Source organism: Methylocapsa polymorpha (genome assembly GCF_045689225.1).
Classification (GTDB): Bacteria; Pseudomonadota; Alphaproteobacteria; order Rhizobiales; family Beijerinckiaceae; genus Methylocapsa; species Methylocapsa polymorpha.
The window spans coordinates 2,752,820-2,778,034 of sequence record NZ_CP136862.1 but is presented as its reverse complement, the minus strand read 5'-3'; the positions used below and the strand labels follow the sequence as shown (position 1 = coordinate 2,778,034).

At 61.5% G+C, this 25,215-nt stretch carries 29 protein-coding genes; 11 read left to right on the top strand and 18 right to left on the bottom strand.

Annotated features, from left to right (window positions below):
* The first annotated feature begins 95 nt into the window (after positions 1-95).
* The 4 genes from gmd (at position 96) to RZS28_RS12775 (ending at position 4,415) form a co-directional block, all read left to right on the top strand.
* On the top strand, positions 96-1,154 hold the full coding sequence (gene gmd / locus RZS28_RS12790) for a GDP-mannose 4,6-dehydratase (RefSeq protein WP_407338129.1): 1,059 nt from the start codon (positions 96-98) through the stop codon (positions 1,152-1,154).
* A 9-nt stretch (positions 1,155-1,163) separates the two neighbouring features.
* A complete protein-coding gene (locus tag RZS28_RS12785; RefSeq protein WP_407338128.1) occupies positions 1,164-2,117 on the top strand; it encodes a GDP-L-fucose synthase family protein in 954 nt (317 codons plus the stop codon).
* Between the two features lie 267 nt (positions 2,118-2,384).
* A complete protein-coding gene (locus RZS28_RS12780) occupies positions 2,385-3,686 on the top strand; it encodes a hypothetical protein (RefSeq protein ID WP_407338127.1) in 1,302 nt (433 codons plus the stop codon).
* 216 nt (positions 3,687-3,902) lie between these two features.
* Positions 3,903-4,415: a hypothetical protein gene (locus RZS28_RS12775; protein ID WP_407338126.1), complete on the top strand. Its 513-nt coding sequence runs from the start codon at positions 3,903-3,905 to the stop codon at positions 4,413-4,415.
* A 4-nt stretch (positions 4,416-4,419) separates the two neighbouring features.
* Here RZS28_RS12775 and RZS28_RS12770 read toward each other — a convergent pair whose 3' ends face one another.
* On the bottom strand, positions 4,420-6,783 hold the full coding sequence (locus RZS28_RS12770) for an efflux RND transporter permease subunit (RefSeq protein ID WP_407341120.1): 2,364 nt from the start codon (positions 6,781-6,783) through the stop codon (positions 4,420-4,422).
* Positions 6,784-7,165: 382 nt separating this feature from the next.
* On the opposite strand from RZS28_RS12770, the gene RZS28_RS12765 reads away from it, so the two are divergent.
* Both RZS28_RS12765 and RZS28_RS12760 read left to right on the top strand, forming a co-directional pair.
* Positions 7,166-8,368, top strand: coding sequence for an acyl-CoA dehydrogenase (locus RZS28_RS12765; RefSeq protein WP_407338125.1), 1,203 nt, complete (start codon positions 7,166-7,168; stop codon positions 8,366-8,368).
* 149 nt (positions 8,369-8,517) lie between these two features.
* Positions 8,518-9,156 (top strand): PAS domain-containing protein, encoded by a 639-nt coding sequence (locus RZS28_RS12760; RefSeq protein ID WP_407338124.1) that lies wholly within the window; start codon positions 8,518-8,520, stop codon positions 9,154-9,156.
* 5 nt (positions 9,157-9,161) lie between these two features.
* On the opposite strand, the gene RZS28_RS12755 is transcribed toward RZS28_RS12760, so the two are convergent.
* The 4 genes from RZS28_RS12755 to RZS28_RS12740 all read right to left on the bottom strand — a co-directional run bounded on the left by RZS28_RS12755 (position 9,162) and on the right by RZS28_RS12740 (position 11,932).
* A complete protein-coding gene (locus RZS28_RS12755; protein WP_407338123.1) occupies positions 9,162-9,695 on the bottom strand; it encodes a gamma carbonic anhydrase family protein in 534 nt (177 codons plus the stop codon).
* A 12-nt stretch (positions 9,696-9,707) separates the two neighbouring features.
* Positions 9,708-10,103 (bottom strand): DUF3126 family protein, encoded by a 396-nt coding sequence (locus RZS28_RS12750; protein WP_407338122.1) that lies wholly within the window; start codon positions 10,101-10,103, stop codon positions 9,708-9,710.
* 80 nt (positions 10,104-10,183) lie between these two features.
* Positions 10,184-11,017 (bottom strand): serine O-acetyltransferase, encoded by an 834-nt coding sequence (cysE, locus tag RZS28_RS12745; protein ID WP_407338121.1) that lies wholly within the window; start codon positions 11,015-11,017, stop codon positions 10,184-10,186.
* 147 nt (positions 11,018-11,164) lie between these two features.
* Entirely contained in the window at positions 11,165-11,932 is a 768-nt protein-coding gene (locus RZS28_RS12740) for an alpha/beta fold hydrolase (RefSeq protein ID WP_407338120.1), read from the bottom strand.
* Positions 11,933-12,163: 231 nt separating this feature from the next.
* Here RZS28_RS12740 and RZS28_RS12735 point away from each other — a divergent pair, with 231 nt between their 5' ends.
* Positions 12,164-12,385 (top strand): DUF2093 domain-containing protein, encoded by a 222-nt coding sequence (locus RZS28_RS12735; protein WP_407338119.1) that lies wholly within the window; start codon positions 12,164-12,166, stop codon positions 12,383-12,385.
* 63 nt (positions 12,386-12,448) lie between these two features.
* Here the strand turns inward: RZS28_RS12735 and RZS28_RS12730 are convergent, their stop codons facing one another.
* The 3 genes from RZS28_RS12730 to RZS28_RS12720 all read right to left on the bottom strand — a co-directional run bounded on the left by RZS28_RS12730 (position 12,449) and on the right by RZS28_RS12720 (position 14,989).
* Positions 12,449-13,759 (bottom strand): 3-deoxy-D-manno-octulosonic acid transferase, encoded by a 1,311-nt coding sequence (locus tag RZS28_RS12730; RefSeq protein WP_407338118.1) that lies wholly within the window; start codon positions 13,757-13,759, stop codon positions 12,449-12,451.
* Between the two features lie 79 nt (positions 13,760-13,838).
* A complete protein-coding gene (locus RZS28_RS12725) occupies positions 13,839-14,078 on the bottom strand; it encodes a DUF4170 domain-containing protein (protein ID WP_407338117.1) in 240 nt (79 codons plus the stop codon).
* Between the two features lie 59 nt (positions 14,079-14,137).
* Positions 14,138-14,989: a 3'(2'),5'-bisphosphate nucleotidase CysQ gene (locus RZS28_RS12720; RefSeq protein ID WP_407338116.1), complete on the bottom strand. Its 852-nt coding sequence runs from the start codon at positions 14,987-14,989 to the stop codon at positions 14,138-14,140.
* A gap of 477 nt (positions 14,990-15,466) precedes the next feature.
* On the opposite strand from RZS28_RS12720, the gene RZS28_RS12715 reads away from it, so the two are divergent.
* The 3 genes from RZS28_RS12715 to RZS28_RS12705 all read left to right on the top strand — a co-directional run bounded on the left by RZS28_RS12715 (position 15,467) and on the right by RZS28_RS12705 (position 18,159).
* On the top strand, positions 15,467-16,006 hold the full coding sequence (locus RZS28_RS12715) for a DUF6101 family protein (protein WP_407338115.1): 540 nt from the start codon (positions 15,467-15,469) through the stop codon (positions 16,004-16,006).
* A gap of 135 nt (positions 16,007-16,141) precedes the next feature.
* Positions 16,142-16,423, top strand: coding sequence for a hypothetical protein (locus RZS28_RS12710; RefSeq protein WP_407338114.1), 282 nt, complete (start codon positions 16,142-16,144; stop codon positions 16,421-16,423).
* 695 nt (positions 16,424-17,118) lie between these two features.
* Positions 17,119-18,159: an AI-2E family transporter gene (locus RZS28_RS12705; protein ID WP_407338113.1), complete on the top strand. Its 1,041-nt coding sequence runs from the start codon at positions 17,119-17,121 to the stop codon at positions 18,157-18,159.
* A gap of 102 nt (positions 18,160-18,261) precedes the next feature.
* Here RZS28_RS12705 and modC read toward each other — a convergent pair whose 3' ends face one another.
* From modC to modA, 3 genes are all read right to left on the bottom strand, one after another.
* On the bottom strand, positions 18,262-19,356 hold the full coding sequence (gene modC, locus RZS28_RS12700; protein ID WP_407338112.1) for a molybdenum ABC transporter ATP-binding protein: 1,095 nt from the start codon (positions 19,354-19,356) through the stop codon (positions 18,262-18,264).
* Positions 19,353-20,048, bottom strand: a complete 696-nt coding sequence (gene modB / locus RZS28_RS12695) for a molybdate ABC transporter permease subunit (protein WP_407338111.1) — start codon at positions 20,046-20,048, stop codon at positions 19,353-19,355. Before modB ends, modC begins: the two co-directional genes overlap by 4 nt.
* Positions 20,049-20,146: 98 nt before the next feature.
* Entirely contained in the window at positions 20,147-20,971 is an 825-nt protein-coding gene (gene modA, locus RZS28_RS12690; RefSeq protein ID WP_407338110.1) for a molybdate ABC transporter substrate-binding protein, read from the bottom strand.
* Positions 20,972-21,415: 444 nt separating this feature from the next.
* Between modA and RZS28_RS12685 the strand changes: the two genes are divergently transcribed.
* Positions 21,416-21,865, top strand: coding sequence for a PilZ domain-containing protein (locus RZS28_RS12685; protein ID WP_407338109.1), 450 nt, complete (start codon positions 21,416-21,418; stop codon positions 21,863-21,865).
* Positions 21,866-21,880: 15 nt separating this feature from the next.
* On the opposite strand, the gene RZS28_RS12680 is transcribed toward RZS28_RS12685, so the two are convergent.
* The 7 genes from RZS28_RS12680 to RZS28_RS12650 form a co-directional block, all read right to left on the bottom strand.
* Entirely contained in the window at positions 21,881-22,021 is a 141-nt protein-coding gene (locus tag RZS28_RS12680) for a hypothetical protein (RefSeq protein WP_407338108.1), read from the bottom strand.
* A gap of 5 nt (positions 22,022-22,026) precedes the next feature.
* Positions 22,027-22,569, bottom strand: a complete 543-nt coding sequence (locus RZS28_RS12675) for a hypothetical protein (RefSeq protein ID WP_407338107.1) — start codon at positions 22,567-22,569, stop codon at positions 22,027-22,029.
* 86 nt (positions 22,570-22,655) lie between these two features.
* Entirely contained in the window at positions 22,656-23,087 is a 432-nt protein-coding gene (locus tag RZS28_RS12670; RefSeq protein WP_407338106.1) for a hypothetical protein, read from the bottom strand.
* A gap of 160 nt (positions 23,088-23,247) precedes the next feature.
* Positions 23,248-23,697 (bottom strand): hypothetical protein, encoded by a 450-nt coding sequence (locus tag RZS28_RS12665; RefSeq protein WP_407338105.1) that lies wholly within the window; start codon positions 23,695-23,697, stop codon positions 23,248-23,250.
* Positions 23,694-24,161 carry a hypothetical protein gene (locus tag RZS28_RS12660; protein ID WP_407338104.1) on the bottom strand — a complete coding sequence of 156 codons (468 nt, stop codon included), beginning with the start codon at positions 24,159-24,161 and terminating at the stop codon, positions 23,694-23,696. The genes RZS28_RS12665 and RZS28_RS12660 overlap by 4 nt, the downstream gene beginning before the upstream one ends.
* A 74-nt stretch (positions 24,162-24,235) precedes the next feature.
* Positions 24,236-24,766: a rod-binding protein gene (locus RZS28_RS12655; protein ID WP_407338103.1), complete on the bottom strand. Its 531-nt coding sequence runs from the start codon at positions 24,764-24,766 to the stop codon at positions 24,236-24,238.
* Positions 24,767-24,826: 60 nt separating this feature from the next.
* The gene (locus tag RZS28_RS12650; RefSeq protein WP_407338102.1) at positions 24,827-25,213 is read right to left on the bottom strand and encodes a hypothetical protein; all 387 of its coding nucleotides are present in this window, start codon (positions 25,211-25,213) and stop codon (positions 24,827-24,829) included.
* Positions 25,214-25,215 lie beyond the last annotated feature (2 nt).

The window sequence follows — 25,215 nt, the reverse complement described above, 5'->3', positions numbered from 1 at the left end:
GGCCAGCACAAAGCTTATCTGTTATAGCCTTCGCAATGCGGCAACCGCGGATATACGGGCTTGCATCTCGAAGCAATTAAAGGTTCTTGTCGCGAATGACCTCAAAAAAAACTGCCTTGATTACCGGAGTCACGGGTCAAGACGGCGCTCTGCTCGCCGAACTTCTCCTGTCGAAAGATTATATAGTGCACGGGGTGAAGCGGCGCTCGTCGCTCATCAACACCGATCGCGTCGACCATTTGTACCATGATCCGCACGAGGCGGACGTCAACTTCTTCATGCATTATGGCGACCTGACCGACTCGACGAATCTGATCCGCATTATCCAGGAGACGCAGCCGGACGAGATCTACAATCTCGCCGCGCAGAGCCATGTCCAGGTGAGTTTCGAGACCCCGGAATATACCGCGAATTCGGACGCGCTCGGCACGCTTCGCCTTCTCGAGGCGATCCGCATTCTCAATCTCGGCGCGAAGACCCGTTTCTACCAGGCCTCGACCTCCGAGCTTTACGGCAAGGTGCAAGCGATTCCGCAAAGCGAGACGACGCCCTTCTATCCGCGTTCGCCCTACGCCGCCGCCAAGCTCTACGCCTATTGGATCACGATCAATTATCGCGAAGCCTATGGGATGCACGCGTCGAACGGCATCCTGTTCAATCATGAGGGACCGACGCGGGCCGAGACCTTCGTCACCCGCAAGATCACCCGCGCGGTCGCCGCGATCTATCTGGGCTTCCAGGACAAGCTCTATTTGGGCAATCTCGACGCGAAGCGCGACTGGGGCAATGCGCGCGACTACGTCGAGGGGATGTGGCGCATCCTGCAGCAGCCCGAACCAGACGATTATGTCCTGGCGACCGGGGAAACCCATACGGTTCGCGAATTCGTCGAACGCGCCTTCGCCGAGGTCGGCGTCGAGATCGGCTGGAAAGGCGCCGGCGTCGAGGAGCGCGGCATCAACAAGGAGAATGGCCGAAGCGTGGTCGAGATCGATCCGCGCTATTTTCGTCCGACGGAGGTCGATCTGCTTTTAGGCGATCCCACCAAAGCATTCGAAAAACTCGGCTGGAAGCACAAGACCACTTTCCCGCAGCTGGTCTCCGACATGGTCGCAAGCGACCTGATTGTGATGAAGGCGCGCGGCCGGATTTAAGGAGGGGTCATGACCAAATCATCGCCCAATCGTCGGATTTGGGTCGCCGGACATCGCGGCATGGTTGGCTCGGCGATCCTGCGTCGGCTCGCCAGGGAAGACGCGGACGTGCTCACGGTCGGCCGCGACGAGCTCGACTTGCGCAATCAGGGAGCGGTCCATAGTTGGGTGGCGAAGGCGAAGCCCGACGTCATCATCCTGGCCGCCGCCAAGGTCGGCGGCATTCTCGCCAATGACTCTTATCCTGCCGATTTCCTTTACGAAAATCTGATCATAGAGGCCAATATCGTGCATGCCGCGCACGAGGCAGGCGTCGAGCGGCTGGTCTTTCTCGGATCCTCCTGCATCTATCCGAAATTCGCGCCGCAGCCGATCAAGGAGGAGGCGCTTCTGACCGGCCCGCTCGAGCCGACGAATGAATGGTACGCCATCGCAAAGATCGCCGGGATCAAGCTCTGCCAGGCCTATCGAAAGCAATTCGGTCGCCGCTACATCTCGGTCATGCCCTGCAATCTTTATGGTCAAAACGACAATTTCGACCTTGCGACCAGTCATGTGCTGCCGGCCCTGATCCGCAAGTTCCATGAGGCCAAGGAGACCGGCGCGCGCGAGGTCGTGGTCTGGGGCACCGGAACGCCTTTGCGGGAATTTCTCTATGTGGACGATCTGGCCGACGCCGTCGTTTTCCTGACCGACCATTATGACGGCGACGAGCCGATCAATTGCGGCGCCGGCTCCGACGTGACCATTCGCCAGCTCGCCGAGATTATCGGCCGGGTCGTCGGCTTCGAAGGAACGCTCGTCTTCGACTCCGGCAAACCAGACGGCACGCCGCGCAAGCTCATGGATTCGAGCCGCCTTGCAGCGCTCGGCTGGCAGCCGAAAACAAATCTCGAAGACGGCGTCGCCACGGTCTATCGCTGGTTCCTGGAAGAGAGAAAGGCGGAACTCGCGCCAACGTGATTTGGGCGCGCGCGCGGCCCCGGCTAAGGTAGCCGGATTAGACTGGGCTGATTCGATGTAAACTGAATTTGCTCAGAGCGCGCTCACCCTCAGCAGAAGCATGAAATTACTGACGGATGCGCGGTCCGCCGCATCCCCTCAAGGCGAACGGGTCTTCGCCCGGCCTGAAGGGATCTGGCGTCGCTGCGCCGAGAGCCCGAAGCCGCCGGCTCGCGCCGCCGTCGCGAACGCATTTTTTCGACACCCAGATTCAGACAGGCGATTGCAATGTTCATCGCGCTCGGTGTTCTTCTCGGCCTCATCAGTCTTTGTCCCATAATTCTCGCCGTGGATGGGTCGATTCTTCCTAGCCTCATTCCTTTGCTCGTCGCGCTTGGCCTCATCCTCGTATCGATCAACCTAGCGCCGGGGGAGGCCCAGCGTTTCGCGAATCTCACCAAGCTTTTTGTGATCGGCGCAGCGATCCCGGCCATTTGGATCTTGCTGCAAATGCTGCCGCTGCCCTTGTCGCGCACGCAGCCAATGGCGACCATTTCCGAACTCGCGCATCCGGTCTGGACAAGCGTCGCGGCCGGGTTCCGCCACGGCGTCAACGGAAGCATCACCATCGACATTGGCGCCACGGCGATCGCGTTCGCGCGCTATCTCTCATTTGTCGGCATGATTTTGTTGGCCACCGCCGTGACGATCAATCGGGACCGCGCCGAATCGGTTCTCGTCAGCTTGACGGCCGCAACCGTGCTGATCGCACTTATCGCCGCCGCATCCGATCTTTTCGGCCTGGGCCTCCGGACGCGGGATGAAGCGTTCGATTGCGCCGGCCTTGGCGTGATTCTTTCAGCCGCCTGCGCCGCGCTGGTCTTTGAGCGTCGCGAGACCCGCCGCTCCGGCAAATCCGACGCCAGGTTTCGCTTCGGAGCGCTCGCCTCGCTCGTGGCCTTCGTCATCTGCGCGGCGGCGATCGTCGCGGCGCGATCCGGATCGCTTATTTTCGCGCCGAGCTGCGGCCTTGTCATGTTTTGCGCGGTCATCCTCGTCCGCCGCCTCGACCTCGGACGATGGGGCGCCGGGGCGATCGGCGTCACGGCGAGCGTCATCGCCATAGCCTTGGTGACCGGAGCCGCCGGACGTAGTTCAGATCCGAGATTGGCCTTCGTCAAGAAGGATGCCGCTTCCGTCGAGCTGACGCAGCGCATCCTCGCGGACGCGCCGTTTCTCGGCGACGGGGCCGGCGCTTTCGAGGCTTTGCTGCCGATTTATCAGTCCACCGATCCCGGCGCAGGCGAAGGCCAGGCCGTGACCGCCGCCGCAAAGCTTTCAATCGAGATGGGCAGGCCGATGCTTTGGCTGGCCGTATTGGCGGCGACAATTGCGCTGCTTGTGCTCTTGCGCGGGGCGTCAAATCGTGGCCGCGATTCTTTCTACCCTGCGGCCGGGGCCGCTTGCGTGGCCACGCTCCTCATTCAGGCTTTCATCAACGTCGGTCTCTTCGGCTCAGCTTTGCCGGTGCTCGCGGCCGTCATTTTCGGCCTCGGACTCGCCCAATCGCAAGGCCGCATTTCCTATTGAAGCGCGGAAGCGCCGCGCTGCGCAGCGGTGGATGCGTCCCTGAAGCCGGCTCGGACCGATAAACGCAACTTCGCCGCAACGGCATGGATCTTTTCGCGGCGCGCTTTGTTTTTACAGCGCGCCGTTGATTTTTTGGGCTGGCGGGACTAGTCCTCGCGCGGAACTGAAGCCTGTCAAGCTCCAGTTTTGGTCAAGCAGTCATGGAAAGCGAAGTTCATGTCATTCCATCTGATGCAACCGCAGTCCGCCCTGCTCAAGCCGGCGGTTCTTGCTGCCGGGCTCTCGCTCCTCGCATCGCAAGGAGTCGCGCAGCGCGCCGAAGGGCCTTTCTTCGGGCTTTCAGGCTATTGGTCGGGCGGCGGAACGATCGCCCTGACGAATGGCTCGACCGAGCGGATTCGCTGCAGGGCGACCTACGCGGTCAACGCGACCGGCCGGGCCCTTAATCAGAGCCTGCGCTGCGCGAGCGACAGCTACAGGCTGGAAATCAGCAGCAATGTTATTTACGAAGGCGGCGCTATTTCTGGCACCTGGAGCGAGGCGTCGCATAATGTCTCGGGAAACGTCTCGGGCCGCGCCAGCAACACGGAGATCCATGCGGGCGTCGCCGGCGGGGGATTTACGGCGAGCCTCTCCGTGCGGACGCATGGCAATCGGCAGACTGTCGCGATCACGCCGCATGGCGGCACCGACGTCGCCTCCGTGTCGATCACCTTGAGCAAAGGGTGAGACTTTAGGCCCGTCGCCTTTCGCCGGCGCGCGGATTATTCCACCACGCGCCGGCTCGACGCTCCAGCCGGCGCAGAAACATGGCTGTGGGCCGCAGAATCAGAAGATCGGCGGCGAGAGCGGCGATCATCGCAAATGCGCTCAGCCAGCCGAACAGGCGCAAGGACGGCAGGTCTGAGAAGACCGTTACGGCCAGTCCGCAAGCCAGCACCACAGACGTCAGGATCAGAGCCGGCCCGACGAGAACCGTTGCGCGCTCCACCGCAACCCCGGGATCCTTGTCGGGGTCATCCTCGATCCTCAGCCGATTGAGAAAATGGATCGTCGCGCTGAGGCCCAGACCGAATGAGACGGTCAGGGCCACGATGCTGGCGAATTGCAGGCCCTGCCCCATCGCGTGCAGCGCCGCGCCGGAGGCCACGACCGGGAAGATTCCGGGCAGGATGCTCGCGAGCATGACGGTGACGGAGCGGAAGGCGGCGCCGATGAAAACGGCGACGAACAGGAATTCCAGCGTCAGGCCGCGGTTCAATTTTCCGATCATATTGGCGCTGTTGCGCGCGGCGATCGCCGAGAGGCCAGTCACCGATATGCTATAGCCAGGATGCGCCGCACGAAGCCCTGCGAGAGACGCATTGAGGGAGTCGACGACCGGCAGCAGCTTGCTCGCATCCGCGTCCGGTATACGGCCGGAAATGACCACGGCGTCTTGCTCGGCGGATAGGAAGCGCCGCGTCAAATGCTCCGGCAGCAAATCGACATATTGCTTCAGAGTTGCAACGTCCGACTTCCCCGCCTTTTCCGCGAGCCAGCGGCGCAGGGTCTCGAGCGACCAGACATTGCCGACGCCTGCCTGTTGTTCAAGAATGGCATGCGCCTTGGCGACCACATCGAGGGGTTCCGGCGCATAGAGCGATGCGCCCTTGGGGAATTCGATCAACAGATCGATCGGATTGGCGCCGGCGAGTTTGGCGTCGAGACGGCCGCTTGCCGCAACCGCCTGCTGCTTGTCCGGCACTTGGTCGGCAAGGCGGTATCTCGGCTCGAGCGTGGCGTAAGCGAAGCTGAGGCCGCCGACGACGATAAGGCCGATCAGGCTGTAGAGCCCGGGACGGCTGACCATGCGGGCGGCGATGAAGGCGCAAAAGCGGCGCAGGGCCTCGACCCCGAAATCGCCGGCGCCGACCTTCGCGGCGAAAGCCGCTTCATTGCGCAGGAGCAGAACGCCGAGCAGCGGCATCAGCACAAGAACCGCGACAAGCGCGATGAGGGTCGCAATAAGCCCGGCTTCGCCAAAGGTGCGGATCAGATCCGAGTTGGAGAACAAAAGAGCCAGGAAAGACAGAGCCGCGGTCGCATGGGTCAGGACGCAAGCCGGCCCGACGACCAGGACCGCATTGCGCAAGGCCTCGATCTTGCTCTGCCCCGCCAGCAGCCGATCCCGCGCGGCGAAGGTGAGCTGCATGCTGTCGGAGAAACTGATGACCATGATGAGCGGCGTCATCACGTTGAGAAACATGTTGAGCCGAAAATCGAGCCAGCCGAGCGCGCCGAGCGCCAGCAATATGGCGATCAGCGGCGGCCCGGCGGCGATGATCATGAAAGACACGCGGCGGAAGAAAAGGATCGCGATGAGGCAGCCGGCGACGAAGCCGATCGCGTTATAGACGATCCGGTCGCGTTCGACGGCGTTGCGGATCTCGAGCTGCATCACCGGAACGCCCGAAAGCTCGGCCTTTAGCCCCGAACCTTCGAGATCCTGCGCCATCGTTTTGCGAATTTCCCCGACGACGTCGCCCAAGCCATTGCTCGCGACGACAGCCTGATCGAGGGCGAGTACGATCAAGGCGAGTTCGCCATCCTCCGACAAAAGCTTGGCGCGAATAATCTCGTTGGTTCTGACGCGGCGGATCAGCTCGTCATAGGCGTCGCCTTCGGGCAAAGGGTCCGAAAACAGCCGCTCGGGAATTCCGCCATTTGCCGGCGGCTGACGCGCCGAGAACATCGAGATGATGCCGCGGACCCCGTCGACCAGCTGGAGATCGGTGACGAGATCGCGCAGCTTGTCGAGAGAATCCCGCTCAAGCAGCGCCTCGCCCTCTATGACGACGAGCACATCGAATTCGCTCGACGGAAAACGTCGCGTCGCGTCTTCGTATTGCTTGAACTCCGGCGTGTCGGACCGGAACAATTGGCTGAGCGAATCGTCGACCTTGATGCGCGCGACGCCAAAGCCAGCGGCGATCGCAAGCGCGATCGTGACAAGGGCGATGGCCAAAGGAAAGCGCAAGGACAGAAGTCCGATGCGCTCAAAGCCGAAAGCCAGCGCGTGCTGTTTTCCTAGGCGCGGCTTCCGCTCCGCGCGCAATAAGCTTTCCGCTCGCTTCACCTGTCTGCCCCTTTAATCGACAACAGCGTCTTCGAATCATTCAACGCCGAGACCCTTCAATAGGATCTCGATTATTACTTGACCAGAGCTAAGCTTTGATATTCTTGCGCTCAACTTACAACCAGCGCGCGAGGCGGGATGACCCGACAGTATCTCTGCTTTAATCCTCCGCAAAGCTTTCCAGCTTTCAAATTAAAGCGAGCAGTTCTGACCGCGGCGGTTTAGCCCGCCAGAAGCTCCTCCTTGAGCATCCTCCCCGCAGTAATCTGTAAAGTTTTCGGATAAGTTCATGCGTGAAAACGCACAAAACGAGAGCCTTGTCGTTTCGACGTGAGACAAGCGGAGTGCTGGAGAAGGAGCCATGCGATCGGCCGAAGGCGAGACCAATATTTCCTTCGCTTGGAACGATCCGTTCGACCTCGACAGCCAGCTCAGCGAAGATGAAAGGCTCGTGCGTGATTCCGTTCGCGCCTTCGCGCAAGGGGTCCTGCTGCCGCGCGTGACCGACGATTATCTCGAAGAGCGATTCGATCGCGAGATCATGAGGCAAATGGGCGCGCTCGGTCTCCTCGGCCCGACGATCCCTCAGGCTTACGGCGGCGGCGGGCTCGGTTATGTCGCCTATGGGCTCGCCGCCCGCGAGGTGGAGCGCGTCGATAGCGGCTATCGCTCCGCAATGAGCGTGCAGTCATCGCTGGTCATGCACCCGATCTTCGCCTATGGCGACGAGTCTCAACGGCGCAAATATTTGCCGCGGCTCGCGACCGGAGAATGGATCGGCTGTTTCGGCCTGACCGAGCCCGAGGCCGGGTCAGACCCGCAAGGGATGCGAACGCAGGCTGAAAAAACCTCGGCCGGATACCGTCTCACCGGCGCCAAGACCTGGATCACCAATAGTCCCTTGGCCGATGTCTTCATCGTCTGGGCGAAATCGCTGGCGCATGAGAATGCGATCCGCGGCTTCATTCTCGAACGCGGAGCGCCGGGGCTCGCGACGCCGGCGATCCGGCAAAAACTATCGCTCCGCGCCTCCGCCACAGGCGAAATAATCATGGATGGCGTCGAGGTTCCAGAGGCCAATCTTTTGCCGAACGCATCGGGCCTCAAAGGGCCCTTCGGCTGCCTCAACCGCGCGCGCTACGGCATCGCCTGGGGGACGATGGGCGCGGCGGAGGCCTGTTTCGAAGCGGCCAGGCGCTACGCCCTGGAGCGCCGGCAATTCGGCCGTCCGCTCGCCGCCAATCAACTGATCCAAAAGAAGCTCGCCGATATGGAAACCGAGATCGCGCTCGGCCTTCAGGCGGCGCTGCGCATCGGCCGCCTGTTCGATGAGGGCCGGCTCGCGCCCGAAGCCATTTCCCTCGTCAAGCGCAATAATAGCGGGAAGGCGCTCGACATCGCCCGCATGGCGCGCGACATGCACGGCGCCAATGGCGTCTCAGCCGCTTTTCACGTCATGCGCCACCTCGCCAATCTGGAAACCGTGAACACTTACGAAGGAACGCATGACATTCATGCGCTCATTCTCGGCCGCGCGATCACCGGACTGCAGGCGTTCTTCTAGCCTCCGCCTCTATTTGCGTCACTCCCGCACCCTGCCGTTTGGCACATGGCCTGCTCGCCCTTCCAGGACAATGACGCCGACGGCCCAATCCGAGCCAATTTAGGCCGGCGGCGACGTGAGGCGCTTCAAATCGGGACACGGAGGCCAAAATGAGACAAAGAGGAACGCGCGATCTGTTCGAATATTGGGATGGCCTGCGGCGCGGCCGCGCCACGCCGGATCGCGCCGACATCGATCCCGCCGCGATCCGCCACGTCCTCGCCGACACTTTCATGCTTGAAGCCGACGCCTCGGAAAAATTCCCGTTCCGCCTTTCGGGAACGCGGATCAACGCCCTCTTCGACGCGGAACTGAAAGGCCGCCCCTTCATCGATCTCTGGCGCGCCCAGGAAGCCCGGAACATGGCGGCCCTCCTCGTCAATGTGATCGAGTCCGCCTGCCCGATCTTCGCCGCCGTCGCCGCCGCGCCTGAAGGATATTCGCCGGCCGAACTCGAACTTTTGCTATTGCCCCTGCGCCATCGCGGAAAGAGGCAAGGACGCATTCTCGGCCTCATGGCCTGCGTCGAGCAGCCGACCTGGCTCGGCCTGCTCCCAGCCCAACATCTGGTCTTGCGCACGCTGCGCATTGTCCACGATGACGATGCGGCCCCCGTCGGGTCCAAAACCCAATCCAAATATGCCGAGCCAGCAATCCCGCGAGCCGCCGCTATGGCTGGCCTGTTCGAGCAGCGCGGCCATTTGCGGATCTATCCGGGCGGCCGCCGGGATGAGCCGATCGCGACCTGAAGCCTCTAACCCGCCAAAGCAACTAGGCCCTTGGCGAATCTGCGCCAATTGGCGACATAATGCGCTGCGCTTTCGCGCAGACGCAGCGCCGCAGCTTCATCGAGCGTGCGCACGAGGCGAGCCGGGCTGCCGACGATCAGGGAATTATCTGGAAATAGCTTGCCTTCCGTGACCAAGGCATTGGCCCCGACAAGGCAATTGCGGCCGATGCTCGCCCCATTCAGAATTGTCGCCCCCATGCCTATGAGGCTGTTTTCGGCGATTGTGCAGCCATGCAGGATCGCGCGATGGCCGATCGTGCAATCCGCGCCTATGGTCAAAGGAAAGCCCATGTCGGTATGCAGCAGCGAACCGTCTTGGATGTTCGAGCGCGCGCCGACGAAGATCTCTTCATTGTCGCCGCGCAGAACCGATCCGAACCAGATCGAGACATCCATCTCGAGCCGCACCTTGCCGATGACCTGCGCGTTGGGCGCGATCCAGAAGCGATCAGCCTCCGGCAGCACGGGCGCAATTCCATCGAGCGCGTAAAGCGGCATGCTATCGCCTCGTCAAAAGGCGTCGAGATCGAAATCGAGGATCGCGATCTGCAAAGTGTAGCTCTTGCCCTTCGGATCGTCCGCCGAGATCACGCCAAGAAAATCATCGCCATTGTTCAATTCGACCGAATCGCTCTTCTTGCCGCGCGGGACGATCTTCAACTTGTCGGTCTCGAAAAGCCGCCGCAAATAGTCCTGGAGGATCGGGCGTTCGACCGGAATTTTCATCTCGAAGGCGAAGGATCGGTCGCCGTCCTCGTCGTCAACCGTGATCGCGCCGATCTGACGCTCTCCGAGATGCACTTCGGCGTCGTCCGGATTGCGTTTCGCTGGCGCAACCTTGATCGCTTCATTGGCGAGCGCTTGGCGCAGGAAACCCTGCAGTTTTTTCAGTTCCGCCTTGTCCAAAGGGTTCTCCACAACCGGCCTGGAGCGAGCCTTTGCCAGAAAAAATCTCTCCCGGCAACCTTGGCCCGGCGCGATCGCGTCTAGCTCTCGGCGCGCGCAATGGCGAGGATCTGATCCATGAATCGCGACGGCTCGGCGCAACTCGCTTCGCCGACGACCCTGGCGGGAACCCCCGCCGCGATCTTATGATCAGGAACGGCGTGAAGCACCACGGAGCCCGCGGCGATATGGGAGCAGCGGCCGATTTCGATATTGCCGAGGATCTGCGCGCCTGCGCCGATCAGAACGCCGCGCCTGATTTTTGGATGACGGTCGCCTTTCTCCTTGCCGGTCCCTCCCAAGGTCACATCCTGCAACAAGGAGACGTCGTCCTCAACCACGGCCGTCGCCCCGATGACGACGCCAGTGCCGTGATCAAGGAAAACGCCCTTGCCGATCCGCGCCGCGGGATGGATGTCGGTCTGGAAAACTTCCGAGGCCCGGCTCTGGAGATAGAGCGCGAAGTCGCGTCGGCCGGCGGTCCAGAGCGCATGCGCGAGCCGATGCGTCTGAATTGCATGAAAGCCTTTGAAATAGAACACCGGATCAAGCACCCGCGCGCAGGCCGGATCGCGATCGACAAAGGCGGCGATGTCGGCCCGGAACGCCTCACCGAGCGAAGGGTCCTGCGCGATAATGTCGGAATAGGTCTGGCGAATAAGCTCGCCTGGCAGGATCTGATGCGCGAGCTTCGTCGCGATGCGATGGACGATCGCCGCCTCGAGGCTCGCCTGATTGAGAACGGTCAGGAACATGAGTCCCGCCACTTCCGGATCGCGGCGAACCGTCTCCTCCGCCTCGATGCGCAGGCGCGCAAAGATCGGGTCGACAGGGTCGAGGCCGATGGCTCTCGCGGCGCCGCGACGGGCGGTCACTGGATGGCTCCAAAAACGATCTGTCCGTTCATGACCGAGGCGTTCCACCTGCGAGCATTGTCGATCAGCCATATCATGGGGAGCAGGTCGCCGCGAGCCCAGGTTTCGAGCGCTTTGCCGATGCAACAGGCGCTCAAACCCCAAGCATCAGGGGCGATTTTCCAAAAACTCAAGAACAGCGTTCTTATAGACTATATCCCCTACGGCTCGATTATGATCGCGGCCCGGAATATCCAGCGCCTGCGCCGCAGGGAACATGGCCGCGAGTCGGCGGCCGTCGCCCGCGATGTCGTCCAAGGTTCCCGTCGCGACGAGGGTCGGCAGAGCGATCTGGCCAAGCTCCGCCTCGCTCAACCTTTGGCGGGCGCCGCGCATGTAGGCGGCGAGCGCCTTGAGATCGCTCTTCGTCGCTTCGGCGAAGCTGCGAAACTGCCTTTCTATGGGATCCGTAAGGTCTTCGAGAGACGGCGCCTCCAGGGCGTCGGCGATGCCGAGCGATAGCCCTGCGCCTTCGACAAGATGATGGCCGGCCCCGCCGAGGATCGCCGAACGCACGCGATCCGGATGGGCCATCGCGAGGAAAGCCGTGATCCGGGCGCCCATGGAATAGCCCATGACATCCGCCGCCTCGATTTCGAGATAGTCGAGCAGAGCCCGCGCGTCCTCGGCCATTTTCGACATGGCGTAGTCGGCGGGATCGTAGAACTTCTCGCTGCGGCCATGCCCGCGATTGTCGAACGCGATGACGCGCCGCCCCGCCTCGGTCAAGGTCTTGACCCATTGCGGGAAATACCAGTTGACGGCATGGTTCGACGCAAATCCATGAATGAGAAGGATAGGCTCGCCGCGATCGAACCCCAGGGGCGGTTCGTCGACGAAGGCCAAGCGGGCTCCCTGGCCAGAAAACTCGAGCATGGCGCCTCCCAGCTGCGACAGATGTGCTGGGCCGATCGCTTATCAGCTTCCGTCGCCAGGAGAAACGGCGCCGTCTCGGACGTATGGCGAAAGCGGCGCAGCTTGCTTGGCCAGAAGGTGAATGTTCAACATCAAATGCGACAGCCGCGAGGAGATTTGCCTGAAAGAGTGGCATATCCGGCGAAACTGGATTATCTTCGTGTCAAACTTCCTGCCATTGAGCTCGCTTTGATGAACCGCTATGAACGCCGACCGATTTCCGCCGGGGAAGCCGAAATCGAATATCTCGATGGCGAATTTCGCATCTTGCGCCCCGGCGCTTATGTGCGCTGCGCCGTGACCGCAGTCGCGGTCAGGCTCGAGGATCTGCGCTATTGGAACGTTGATCTGCAGGAGCCTTACGCGAGCCCGGAAGCCAAGCTGCAAAGGCTTGGCTTGAAGCCGAAGGAATGAGGCGACGAGCGGAGCAGCCGCTAGGAATATCGCTCGCTTTCCGGCGGCAGCCGCCGGATGCGCTCACTTCGGGATCCCTATTGCCACGCTATCGCGCGAGACCATCGCCTGGGCGATATAGGGCTCAATCGCCTGCATGATCTTGTTTGAAGCGCCGCTGAGCCGCTCCATCGCATCGGCGGCTGCGCGGGCCATCGCCCTCTGCTCGCCGGCGTCGAAGAGAAGCAGGGCCAGTTCGCTGGCGAGACTTTCCGCGTCGAACACGGTCGCCGCGCCGCCCGCCGCGTCGAGCGCCGCATAGGCCTCCTCGAAATCGCCGACGTCGGGACCATGCAGGATCGCGCAGCCGAGCTTTGCTGGGGGAATCGGATTTTCGCCGCCCTCGCGGCAAAGCGACTTGCCCAGAAAGACGACGCCGGCGGCGCGATAGAACAAGCCCGCCTCGCCGATCGTCGCGGCGATGTAGATATCGGGCAAAGGCTCGGTCTCGCGGTCTCCCGCGCGATGCCGCGCCGTCAGCCCAAGCTTCGCGGCGCGAAGCGCCAAATCGAAGCCGCGCTTGGCGCGGCGCGGCGCAATGATGGTGAGAAGACCGGGAAAATGGCGCGCCACGCGGCGATGGACCTCCAACGCGATTTCTTCCTCGCCGGGATAGGTCGCCGCCGCGACCCATGCCGGACGCGCCCCGATCCGCGCTGCGAGGCGGGCCAAGGCGGAAGCATCGGCTGGCGGGGGCGCCAAGTCATAGATGGCGTTGCCGACCGCTTGCGCCCTCTGTGCGCCGAACGCCTCGAATCGCGCCGCATCGGCGTCGGTTTGCGCCAGACACAGGTCGATGCAGCGCATGAGCGCGCCGATGAGGCCAGGCGCTTTGCGCCAAAGAAGGAAAGACCGAGCCGAAAGCTTGGCGTTGACCAGGGCCAAGGGCGTCTCGCGGCGGCGCGCTTCAACGATCAGATTCGGCCAGATCTCGGACTCGGCGAGAAGGACGATGTCTGGCCGCCAGTGATCAAGAAAACGCGCCATGAATTTCGGAACGTCGAGCGGCGCGAGTTGGTGCAAGGATCTTGGCGGGAGCCGCAGCATGGCGAGAGAGGCCGGCGTCGCGCTCCGGGTGGTCGCAAGCACGGTCAAGCCGGCCGAACCGAGTCTTTCAACGAGCGGCGCAAGCGCCATGACCTCCGCTGCGCTCGCGCCATGAAGCCAGGCGAGCCCGCCCTCGGGCCGCCCCAGGCTCGGCCGGCCGAGCCGCTCGCCGATGCGGGCGCGAGGCTCGCGGCCGACATTCGCCCGCCAGCGCAGGAACAACGGGCTGACCGGCCCAAAACAGGCGCTCGCCGCTCGATAGAGAGGCAAAAGGAGCGAGGCCGTCACGACCGGCTCAGACGCCGCGCAGCCCTGCCCGCTCCGAAAGCTCCGCCCATCTCCCTAGCCAAGAAAGACGCCGCGACGCTCACCTTTCGCCTTTCGCCGGATCAAGCAGGCGATGCAAATGAGCCACGAAATAGCGCATATGGGCGTTGTCTACGGTCGCTTGAGCCTTGCTGCGCCAGGCCTTCTCCGCCGAAGCATAGTCGGGAAAAATGCCGACGATGTCGAGCTTGGACAGATCGCGAAATTCGGTCCCATTCAGGTCCTTGAGCTCGCCGCCGAACACGAAGTGGAGAAGCTGCTTGTCTGAGTCGGTGGTCATAAGCTCTCAATCCGAAGATTTGCGGTCGTCATCAAGTTTGCCGCGCGCGCCGCCTGCCGTCAGCCCGCCATCGCGCCTCTTGCGCGCCGGGCGGCGGCGTTAACCTCGGCGTGGATTTGCGCCGGAGCGGCGGTCAGCACGCCGTGGCGCGTGTCGCTACGGTTGTAGACAATCGCGCATCCGTCGAGACTTGCCAAGCGCCCTCCTGCCTCGTCAAGGATGAGATCGGCTGCGGCTATATCCCAATCGTTGGAGTTTTCCGACGCGAAGCCCGCGTCGAGCGCGCCCGAAGCGACAGCGGCGATCCGCATGGCGAGCGAGGGAATCCGCGGCTGCAACTCGAATTGGAGTCCGGCCCGGCGCAGATCGGCCGCGAGCGTCGCCGGCGCCGCGATTCGTCCCCCCGCCGTGAGCGTGCGCAGCTTCGAGACTTCTATGATCTTGCCATTGAGGCGCGCGCCGCCGCCCTTGACCGCGACATAGGTTTCCGCCAGCGCCGGCGCATGGACAATGCCAAGGAGAGGCCGGCCGTCCCGCACAAGGGCCACGGCGATCGCCCAGGCGAGGTCGCCGCGCGCGAAGCCGCGGGTGCCGTCGATCGGATCGACCACGAGGACGAGCTCTTTCGAAAGCCGCGCGGAAGTATCCTCGGTTTCTTCGGAAAGCCAGCCAGCCTCCGGCGCCAAGGCGCAAAGCCGCTCCTTCAGGAAGCGATCGACGAGCAAATCGGCTTCCGTGACGGGAGAGCCGCCCGCCTTGTGCAAAACTTCGGCGCTGGTCCTGCCGCCGGGTCGAAAAAAGCCAAGCGCCAGATCGCCCGCGCTCCGGGCGACTTCCGTGAAGGAGGCGACCAGGGCGTCCGCATGCGAGATCGAGGACAAATCAACGTGCCGGAAAATGAGAGAAAGCAAGGCTTGCCTTATCCTTTTGCGGCGCCGCGAACAAGTCTATCCTCGCCCGCCGCGACAAACCGCTAGACGCTTCTTTAATAGGGCGGCCCCATGTCCTCGGGCGAGACAGAGCTTGGCCGCGGGAACGCTGTCAGTAGCTCTTCGGCAGATGGCGTCGCCTTTGGCCTGGCGCAAGGCTGAGGTCAGGCGAGCATGGGACAAATCCATAAAATTTGAACCTTTGCGCCAATCGGACGGCAGCCATAGGCAAAAAAAGCAAATTGGCTTTCGTGCGCCGAATATGCCTCGCCGGGTCTGCGGATCGACCATATGCACTTGAATCTATTTAATATTGACCCCAACTGTCTGGAGCCCCCGCGCCGGATCGGCCAATCTGCGACGCGGTTTTACGGTTCGTTCACCAGAGAATTTAGCGAAATCGATGGCGTCTCAGCAGAGACTAAGTTCCATCTCGAAGCCACAGATCAGGCGGATCAAATGCAGCAGGCCACGTTCAATGTCGGAACCGGGGACGAAATCGCGGCGCGGGTCGCCGATGACGCGCGCGCCGACGGCGGGCGCCGCATGATCCTGCTCGATCCCCGCTATGTGACGATCAAGCGGCGGGTGCGGGGCATGAAGATGCATTTGTCCGTGCCTATTGAAAACTATCTCGGCGTCGTGATCGCCTGCGAGAACCAGCCGGAAGGCGCCCTCTATCGAATCAGCCTCGCGCATCGCGATCCCGAACTCTGCGTGACACTGAAAGAGACGCGCGACCGGCCGAGAAGTCTCGACGCCTGGCGGCGCTGGGCCGCGTTTTTCGCCATGCCGAGGCTCGTCGAACGCGACGCCGGCGAATGGGAAACCGTCGCCCTTCCGCCTCTCGGCGCAAAGGCCGGCGCGTCCGCCTTCCCGCGCCGTCATACGCCCTTGGCGAAACGACGGCCGCGCCGACGCTCACGTTGCAAAGCCGCCATCTCCGCCACCCGCCCGAGCGTCTTTCGGGGCGAGCGCGAAATCATTTGCTATGAATGAGCCGGCTGTAATCGCCGCCTTGGCCAAGCAGTGGGCCAACCAGCAAGCCCGCGATTCTTGATCCAAGCGATTCAGCGTTTCATAGGCGCCTTCCTTGCCTCGCCCCGCATTTCCATCCAAGGATGTGCAATCCACATGAAATCAAGGGGAGACGGCATGGACCTCGGCATCGATCCGCTGGTGGCGGCCGCCGTTTTGGCCTGCACCGCCATTACCGATGCAGCCTATGTGCTTTTCACCGCAGCGGTCGCAGCCAGGCGCCGGATCGGGGCGGCGAACTGGAGCGGAATCTGGTACCTGCTCTCAGCCTTCGCGGTCATCAGCTATACGCAGCACGCGATCTATGTGTTGTTCGCGGCCGCAGGCTCCTGGCTTGGCGCCTTCGCCTCCGTCACCTGGCTCAGGCGCAGCCCCTGAGCGGGCGCGCCTAGCTGGTGCACGCCAGGGCTCGTTGCGCAAAGGCCGCCGCTATTTACGCAGGCGTCTCGCCACTTAGTGGCGAGCGCGCGACCTCGATTTCCTTAAGTCCGGCGCTTATCCGGCTTTACTCCCGCGGATTCTCCGGCACTCCGCTCCCGTATCCCTTGTTGCCGGATTCGCCAGGAAATGCGGAGGGGTCGCTTTGGCCCGAACGGCCTTCATACTTCAAGTCCGGCGGCAAAAATCTGCTGTCAGGCGGCGACATTTCCCTTCCGGCCGGCCCAGTCTCGGCCGGCGCTTGAGCTTGCGCAAGGGTGGCGCCGCCAAGAACGCAACATAAGGGAACAACTGCCAAAAGCTTCATCATCGCCGTTCTCCGCTGATTGCAAGAGAGCGTGGAAGGCTCCCTCGAATTTACATCAAACGTTTAGAGCCGGAAGAGGTTTCACCTTCTCCAACTCCTCGGCGACAGCCTTAGCGTAGCTTTTGATGGGGAGTGCTGACGTATGCGTGCTTCAAGCCCCTAGTCGGTGTACTTTGGATTACGGTCTCGCCAATTCGAATCGGACATTGTGGGCGATCTATTCGTCTATAAGCCGGATTGGCGAGGCGGACTGCGCCGGCATTCGCGTTTTTTAAAACCGCCGATCGCCGCGAAAGCCTTAGAACGTAAGAGACTCAAAGGACTGGCCATGGACAATAGCGTCATTCGCATCGCCGCCGCGCTGATCATCGCCTTTATCACGGTCGGCTCGTTATATTTCGCCAGCTCTGTTTTCGAACCAGTCGCCTTCGCGCTCTTCGCCATCATCATAGTCTGGCCGCTCCAGAAAGCGCTGGAGACCCGGATGCCGCGCGGCTTGGCGTTGCTCATCACCGTCGTCGTGACTTTGGGCGTCGTCATCAAGCTCGCCTCCATGGTTGCGTGGGGCGCCGGCCAGATCGCCCAATGGGTCATCGACAATTTCGACCGTTTACAAAACCATTACGTTTCAGGAACGAAATGGCTCGAGGAGCATGATATTTTCATCGTCTCGACCGTCGCCGAGCATTTCAACGCATCCTCCTTGATCAGCGTCTTTCAAGAGATCGCCACAAGGCTGAATAGCCTCGTCGGCTTCTCCCTCCTCGTTTTCCTGTTCATGGCGATGGGGCTTCTCGAAACCGACGAATTCAAGGCGAATCTAGAGTCACTGGGAAGTCAAACCCACAGCGCCAGGCTGATGGCCGCCGGCGTTATAATCGGCAAGAAATTCCGCCAATATATGCTGGTGCGCACCCTGGCGAGCATCTTGACCGGGCTCTTGGTCTGGGTTTTTTCCCTCGTCGTCGGCCTGGAGCTCGCCGCGGCATGGGGCGTCATCGCCTATGCGCTGAACTACATCCCATTGATCGGAACGCTGGTCGCCACGGTCCTGCCGACCATATTCGCGTTCGCTCAAACGGGATCATGGGAATTGCCCGCTATCGTCCTGTCGACCCTGGCGATTATCCAGTTCCTCATCGGCAGCTATTTCGAACCCTTGTTTACGGCCAAGACCCTCGCCATTTCGCCCTTCGTCGTGATGTTCGCGGTATTTTTCTGGGGCTTCATCTGGGGTCTGCCGGGGACGTTCATCGGCGTTCCGATCCTGATCGCGGTCCTCACCATTTGCGAGCAGTACCCGTCCGGCCGTTGGGTCGCGACTCTCTTGTCGGGGAAAGCGCCTGACGCCAAATCGAGCGGCGCCTGAGGCGCTTAGGCCCGCCGCATGAAATCCCGCCCGTAAGATCCGGACCTCTTAACCAAAACGCTCCATAGCTGACCCGCTTCTGCAAACGCCGGGACGAAGCATCTAGCTCCGAGGGGACGAAATTTGGCGCTCGTCGAGCGCCGAGGTCTTGATCAAGGCAAAGACGCGAACGCCGCAATCGAGGCGGAGCTCATCGAGCGCATGCCGCGTCGCGGTTGCAAACAGACGCCCGTCCCCATCGAGCGCGATGGCGACCATCGCAAGCGGACCTTCTTTCTCGATCCCCTCGATCGTGCCGGAAAGAACGCTGCGAATGCTGAGATCATGCGGCGGCTTCGTCGCGAGCGTGACATCGGTCGCCTTCACGATGACCCGCGCAACGCCTCCAATGGGCCCTGCCGGACCGGCAAGCCAGACAGTTCCCGAAGGGTGCTTCAACTCGGTCAATCCGTAGGCGGCATTGGCGCCGACGACTCTCATCGTCAAGACAGACGCGCGATCGAAACGCTCCTCCGCCACATGCGCCGCGACCTGACCGAAAACCTCGCCGGGACTGCCGACCGCCTTGACCCGGCCGGCGTCGATCACGACAATCGTCGTCGCGAGCCGGACCACTTCCTCGATCGCATGCGAAACATAGACGATCGGCACTCTGAATTCGTCGCGCACTTGCTCGATCAACGGCAAGATCTCGAGCTTGCGCTGCATGTCGAGCGCAGCCAAAGGCTCATCAAAGAGAAGAAGCTTCGGACACGAAAGAAGCGCCCGGCCGATCGCGACCCTCTGCCTTTCGCCGCCCGACAAACCCGCCGGGCGACGCGCGAAAAGGCTTCCAATGCCTAAGGTCTCGATCACTTTGTCAAAATCGATCTCACGCTCGCGACGCGGCGCGAACCAACGCCCGAACAGGAGATTTTGCTTCACGCTCAGATGCGGGAAAAGATTCGAATCCTGGAACACGAGGCCGATGCGGCGGCGATGCATCGGAACGAAAACGCCGCGCTCCACATCGACAAGAACCTCACCATCCAAAGCGATGCGGCCTCTATCCGGGCGCATCAACCCCGCGATGAGACTGAGCGTCAGCGACTTGCCCGAACCCGATTGGCCAAACAGCGCGATGACTCCCCCGCCGTTGCTGAAAGCCACCTCAAGGTCGAAAGTTCCAAGCTTCAGCCCAACATCGACCTCGATCATTCGAAGCTCGCCAGTCGTTTCTCAGCCTGCCGTTGAATGATTTCCGAAGCGATGAGCGCGACGAGAGAAATCACGATGGCGACGGCCGTCAAACGCATGGCGCTTTCATCGCCGCCCGGCGCCTGCGTATAAGTGTAGATCGCCGCCGAGATCGTCTGCGTTTCGCCTGGAATATTGGAGACGAATGTAATCGTGGCGCCGAACTCGCCAAGCGCCTTTGCGAAGGCGAGAATCGAGCCGACGACAATTCCTGGTATCGCAAGCGGCAAGCTGACGAGAAAGAATGTCCAGATGCGGCTGGCGCCCAACGTTCCCGCCGCAAGCTCGAGGCGCCTGTCGATGGATTCAAAAGACAGGCGCATGGCGCGGACCATGAGCGGGAATCCCATCACCGCGCAAGCCACCGCCGCGCCTGTCCAGCGAAAGGACAAGACAATGCCGATGTCGGCGAGATAGGGCCCGAAAACGCCTTTGCGCCCCAACAGAATAAGCAGGATGAAGCCAGTGACGACCGGCGGCAAGACCAAAGGCAGATGAACCAAGCCGTTGATCAATGTCTTGCCCGGGAAACGCCACCGCGCGAGCGCATAAGCGGTGAATATGCCGAAGGGCAGGCTGATGATCATCGCGACGACAGCGATTCGCAAGGAGAGAAAGATCGCCGTCCATTCCGCGGGCGATAAATCAAACAAGCCGGCGCTCCTTCGCTTTCTTGGTGAAGGCGTTGGTTGCAAGAGATGCGGCGATGCCGCGCGATGGATTTTTCAATCCGACGCGAGGACGCGGCGCTTCATTTCGACAAGATTGTGAAACCCTGGCCGATCAAGATCTTGGTCGCCGCTTGCGACGACAAATAAGCGAGGAAACGCGCCGCATCGGGATTTTTCGACGCTTCGACAAGCGCGACCGGATAGACGATCGGGCTATGCGTCGCCTCTGGAAAAACACCAACCACTTTCACCCCAGGATCGGCTTTGGCGTCCGTCGCATAGACGATCCCAAACCTCGCTTCGCCGCGCGAGACGAGCATAAGCGCGTTGCGAATATTATCCGCTTGCGCGAGCTTGGGTTCGACATTCGCCCAAACCCCGAGCTTTTCCAGCGCTTCCTTGGCGTAAATTCCGCCTGGGCACGAGGCGATGGTGCAAACCGCGACCTTGCCGTCGCCCGTCGCGCCGGCGAGATCGAACCCCTGCGCAATCTTAAGATCGACATTCGCGTCCGCAGGTTCGATGAGAACGAGCGCATTGCCAAGCAAATTACGCCGCGTTCCCGGCCGAATGAGCTTGTTCTTGTCGAGATAATCCATCCAGGTCAGATCGGCCGAGATGAAAATATCGGCGGGCGCGCCCTGCTCGATCTGCTTCGCCAGGACGGCGGAGGAGGCGTAGACGATCGACGGAGACTTGCCGGTCTCGGCCGTCCAGGCCGCCGCAACCGCGTCGAGCGCCGTCTTCATGCTGGCCGCCGCAAAGACGACTGGACCCTTCGTCGTGGCCTTTTGGGCCTCGGACGCCGCCGGCTGCTCAGCAAACCCTGGGCGGGGAAGCGCCGCAGCCGCGATGGCGACGGCCAGAATGAGAGCATTGAACCTTCGGCGCGTGAATCCAATCATGCAACTCTCCTCATTCAAGCCGTTCTGCGGTCAACAAGTTCTTCCGAGGAATCGCGCATAGGAACCGGCATTGCCTGTCGCCAAGTCTCTATTTGTAGCCAAGGCTCTATCTGCCGGCTCACGATGGCGCGAGCCCAAGATTCAAATATTCCATTTTATATAGATACCGCAAGCGGGAGACTTCGGCTCGGGCGTCAAAGCTTTCCTTCACCAAGCCGTTTTTAGGCCGCAAGCCTCCGTCGGAGCCGCTTTGCCCGGACCTTAACCAAGTCGTTAAGTCAATCGTCTCGTTCTTAATCAAATGCGCTAGGATAGCATCCATGGCAGAAGCGTCGGATTGAACGGCCATGTGAAAACGCGGCGCCTGTCCTTGCCTCGCGACATTTTCTCGGGCGGAGCGCGCATCTGCTCGGCTTGGAACTCCCTCTGCAGCGAGCTTGACCATTGCGCCTTCTTTTACCCGAAAAGCAAGTTGCCGGCGGCCGGCTGCACGAAGCCGTCAAGATCGGCTATCTCCACCGAAGCGACTTGCGCCACGAATTCGTCTATACCGTCATCGATGCGAAAGAGAGGGGCGACAGACGGTCGATGCGACGCCGCCGCACGCGTTTGCGATCCGGCAAGATCCTCGATCTCCGCAATGCGTTTCTGATCGAATGCCAGATTTATGACCAATCCGACAAAGGCGCGCGGCTGCGGCTTGTCCGCGAGTTGTCCTTGCCGAGCAAGATCCGTCTCTATGAGGATGCTTCGGAGCAATTGTTTGACGCAGTCATCGTCTGGCGCAAAAGCCCAGAGATCGGGATTTGCCGCACGGCCGACAATCAAGCGCGCCCGATCACCAGGCCGCAACTGGCTTGTCTGCGCGGCGGATTTTACGCCGTGAAAGGCTGAACCAAACGCCCCACCCTAAAACGCCTGCTCCGTGATCATTCCTTTCGCGGTCACGACCACCCATCTATTTCCCCGCTTCGCGACGAAAAGCACACGCCCGGCGTCCGGCAGGGTCACGCCAGGCGCCACGGCAAAAGAGCCTTGCCGCCCCTGCACGATGGCTAAGCCTTTGTGGACGAAGCGCACGACATAGCCGGCGAGGACAGCGTCGCGCTGCGCGGCCCGGATCCTGGCGTCGGCCGAAGCGGGGGCCGTCCCGCCTTTGATTTCGACGGCGCGGCGGCGGCTAGACCGCCGTGGCGAATCGAACCGGTTGCATTGTAGTCGACCGGCCGCCCTCCGACGCGACCCGCGCCGACCGGCGCGCGGCGCCATCCGGAGTTAAGCGGCTGCGCGAACAGCTTCAGATGCTCGGCTCCGCCGAAAGCCGGACGGCTGTTGTCGTGCGTCATCATATAGCCGGCGAAGACGGCTGAACCGATTGCCGCCGCAACCCCGACGGCGACAAGTCCATGATCGACCGTTGGCGTCAGCGCATGCGCGGGAATGGCGAAAGAGCCTTCGAACGACTCCCTTTGCGACGCGGCGCGCTTTCCTAGGCCATGAAAGAAGCTCTTCAGCCTCCGCCTCGCAAGCCCCGCGGAGCGATGCAAGGAGGCGTTCCCCGCGGCGCTTGTGAACGCCTGCATCCTGTTTGAAGTCATCTTCATGCGTCCTTCCCAGCCGTTGCACGGGGACGTCGACGAAACACGCGCTAGTTTTCACCTTCGCCGCAAACTACAAGCAACGATCAAGCTATGAATTCCTGCGCCTCTTGAAGCGAAGGGAAACGCCGTCGCCCCAGCATCGTCTCCACCTCGACGCTCCCATCGTTGAAAAGAACATAGGCGCGATCCTTGACCCAGCCGCGTTCGATGATCTTTTTCTGATGAGCTAATTGCGGAGCCTCAGCTTTGCTCGATGGTTGCGCGGTCCGCGCAAGCACAGCCTGGAAAAACTTGTTCAAGGCGCCGAACCCCGTCTGCAATGTTCCGAGGATCGCAATTCCGAATCCGCTAAGGATTCCACATTGGGCAATGCCTGCGACATTGAGCGAAACGCCGCCCGTTGGCCTCGCCGACGCGCCCGCTGCAACATCGGCAAGTTGCGTCGAGGAGAACAGAAGAGCCCAGCCCAGGGCCACAACCGTGAGACCTGCCCAAGTAAGTCTGTCGAAACTCATCAGATCGACCTTTCTTCGTTCAAGAAGCCTGACATCGCATTATCCATGTGCGAGAGACGCTTTATGCGCCAGCATCCAAAGCGCAAGCGACGGACGCGCCTCCAAGATCGGCAAATCTCGTCTTCCTCGCTAAGGGCGCCGTTGATCCACGGCGCCGCCTTTATTTTGAAATGTCGCGCTTGGGCACGTAGTTGAACTCCTCCACCAGCACATCTTTGACGATGTCCCCGCCTAAGCGTTGGTTGACCTTCCTGATGAGTTCCTGCGTCAGCGCCGGCACATCGTATTTTTCGAGATGGTTGAAATCCATCTGATCGGAATAGAGGGTCCGAAACGCCTCGTCGGCGATGAACGCCTCCAGCGGCACGGATAATTGCTTCGCGTTCTTGGAGTCGATGAGATAGACGAATTGCGCAACGACGTAGCCCTCGATATTCCCGTTGACGATCATCGGAACATTGATCGGCGCGGTTTTCTTGTGCTCAAGCCCCTCCAGGCGATTGTTCGCCTCCGTGGCTTCAGTTCGGCTGAGCTTGAACGTGCCGCCCGCGTAGATCGAGGCCGCGGTGACAACGCAAATCCAGACGCAACTCGCGACGAACCGCATCATCGCGCCCGTCCACTTCGATTTAACATGGTCGTATACGTGCCGTCCGATTCGTGGTCCTGAATTGCGCGCGCGATAATCGCCGCAATCTCACCTACCGCAGTTAGATGCGTTTGAAGAATCGCGAGATTGCCTTCAAGCTTCAAGCGCAGCCTGGCCAGCGGCTCTTTTGCGTCGCATTCGAATGCACCGGGGTCGATGGCGCGCATCGCGCTCAACGTGCGGCTGAGCTCGAGGAGCGCGTGGCTCTTCTCGTGATTGAAATCGTGCAGTGCGATCGGCTGATGCTGTCTCAACATCTCGGTCTCACGATCGAGGGTCCGCTCGAGCCGTTCGACCGCGCCGACAAAGGCCTCCAGCATGACTGTGGATCGCGCTTTCCTGGCGATGTCGCTCGGCTCCACAAAGCCATCGGCCTTAAGCGACTCACTTGGATTCGCGATTGGGCCCTTCCAGGATTCAAGCATCGATTTCCCATGAGCGTCAGACTCGGCCGACGCGGCGTCGTTCAATTCGGTTTGAAATTCGGCGGCCATAGCGATCAGGATTGCCGTTCAGGGAAAGAGGCGCCGGACCTGTGCGAGCGAGCGCCTTGGCTGGGCTGGGCGCCGACCGCAACAAGGCTAGAGCCGGATGGTCCGGCTCTGAAGAGGCCGAGATCGATGGATTTTCCGATTTGCGCCGCCAATTGGTCTGCTAGCATCGATCTCCAAATGTCGCCCGCGGAGCCGTGACCAAAGACGTCGCCGGCATCCTTTGGAAGCATGGTCTCAACCAGGCTTTGCAAAACGAGTTGCTCCAAACCCTTATATGCTTTCGTCCGCGCATCGACCGGGGCGAGCGTTCGAAAAGATCCCGCGCCGATATGGGACATTTGACTGAGCAGATCGGTTTGCGCGGCTTTTGTTTCTACCGATCCAGCCGCCGCCCCCAACACGTTCGAAAAGCCGCTGTCGAGCGCCTCATCCGACGCTTGGAGACGCGCCAATTTTTCCGTGACTGCAAGAGACTTGATCGGGTCAGCGGCTTTAGCCACGTCGAGGACGATATCCGAAACCGGTTTGATCGACATGCGCTGGTCTCCCTTACGAGGAACGCCACGCCACAGTGGCTGAGCAAACTTGCGGGGGCCTTATGTCTTGCCATTGACCGAGCGTTCGACGGCCTCGGCCAAGCGGCGCGCCTCCTCCGCTCGCCGTGCGTGATCGTCAAGCGCATCGACAATCCGCTCGGCGCGCCGCAGTCGGCTACGCTCATCGAGACGCAGGCTTGCTTGCGCTTCCTTTTCGGCGATGAGAGCCACACGCAGATCCTCGAGGCTTTGCATCCGCCGCATCACCGTTGCTGCGAAAATCCCAGTAAAGGCCGATTCGCCATCGAGAAACCGTACGAGATCGCGGCGGCTCTCCTGCAGGGCAAGCTCTTGGCGTTCAAGGTCTCTCAATCTCCAATCCGCCAGCCGGTCGAATAGGATCTGCACAGCGAGAACCCGCCGCGCCTTGAGAAGCCGTTCATTCATGG

Bases quoted from the DNA above. Each gene is read 5' to 3' on its own strand.
- gmd (WP_407338129.1), top strand. From the start codon at position 96: ATGACCTCAAAAAAAACTGCCTTGATTACCGGAGTCACGGGTCAAGAC.
- RZS28_RS12785 (WP_407338128.1), top strand. From the start codon at position 1,164: ATGACCAAATCATCGCCCAATCGTCGGATTTGGGTCGCCGGACATCGC.
- RZS28_RS12780 (WP_407338127.1), top strand. From the start codon at position 2,385: ATGTTCATCGCGCTCGGTGTTCTTCTCGGCCTCATCAGTCTTTGTCCC.
- RZS28_RS12775 (WP_407338126.1), top strand. From the start codon at position 3,903: ATGTCATTCCATCTGATGCAACCGCAGTCCGCCCTGCTCAAGCCGGCG.
- RZS28_RS12765 (WP_407338125.1), top strand. From the start codon at position 7,166: ATGCGATCGGCCGAAGGCGAGACCAATATTTCCTTCGCTTGGAACGAT.
- RZS28_RS12760 (WP_407338124.1), top strand. From the start codon at position 8,518: ATGAGACAAAGAGGAACGCGCGATCTGTTCGAATATTGGGATGGCCTG.
- RZS28_RS12755 (WP_407338123.1), bottom strand. From the start codon at position 9,695: ATGCCGCTTTACGCGCTCGATGGAATTGCGCCCGTGCTGCCGGAGGCT.
- RZS28_RS12740 (WP_407338120.1), bottom strand. From the start codon at position 11,932: ATGCTCGAGTTTTCTGGCCAGGGAGCCCGCTTGGCCTTCGTCGACGAA.
- RZS28_RS12735 (WP_407338119.1), top strand. From the start codon at position 12,164: ATGAACCGCTATGAACGCCGACCGATTTCCGCCGGGGAAGCCGAAATC.
- RZS28_RS12725 (WP_407338117.1), bottom strand. From the start codon at position 14,078: ATGACCACCGACTCAGACAAGCAGCTTCTCCACTTCGTGTTCGGCGGC.
- RZS28_RS12715 (WP_407338115.1), top strand. From the start codon at position 15,467: ATGCAGCAGGCCACGTTCAATGTCGGAACCGGGGACGAAATCGCGGCG.
- RZS28_RS12710 (WP_407338114.1), top strand. From the start codon at position 16,142: ATGAAATCAAGGGGAGACGGCATGGACCTCGGCATCGATCCGCTGGTG.
- RZS28_RS12705 (WP_407338113.1), top strand. From the start codon at position 17,119: ATGGACAATAGCGTCATTCGCATCGCCGCCGCGCTGATCATCGCCTTT.
- modC (WP_407338112.1), bottom strand. From the start codon at position 19,356: ATGATCGAGGTCGATGTTGGGCTGAAGCTTGGAACTTTCGACCTTGAG.
- modA (WP_407338110.1), bottom strand. From the start codon at position 20,971: ATGATTGGATTCACGCGCCGAAGGTTCAATGCTCTCATTCTGGCCGTC.
- RZS28_RS12675 (WP_407338107.1), bottom strand. From the start codon at position 22,569: ATGACTTCAAACAGGATGCAGGCGTTCACAAGCGCCGCGGGGAACGCC.
- RZS28_RS12670 (WP_407338106.1), bottom strand. From the start codon at position 23,087: ATGAGTTTCGACAGACTTACTTGGGCAGGTCTCACGGTTGTGGCCCTG.
- RZS28_RS12665 (WP_407338105.1), bottom strand. From the start codon at position 23,697: ATGATGCGGTTCGTCGCGAGTTGCGTCTGGATTTGCGTTGTCACCGCG.
- RZS28_RS12660 (WP_407338104.1), bottom strand. From the start codon at position 24,161: ATGCTTGAATCCTGGAAGGGCCCAATCGCGAATCCAAGTGAGTCGCTT.
- RZS28_RS12655 (WP_407338103.1), bottom strand. From the start codon at position 24,766: ATGTCGATCAAACCGGTTTCGGATATCGTCCTCGACGTGGCTAAAGCC.
- RZS28_RS12650 (WP_407338102.1), bottom strand. From the start codon at position 25,213: ATGAATGAACGGCTTCTCAAGGCGCGGCGGGTTCTCGCTGTGCAGATC.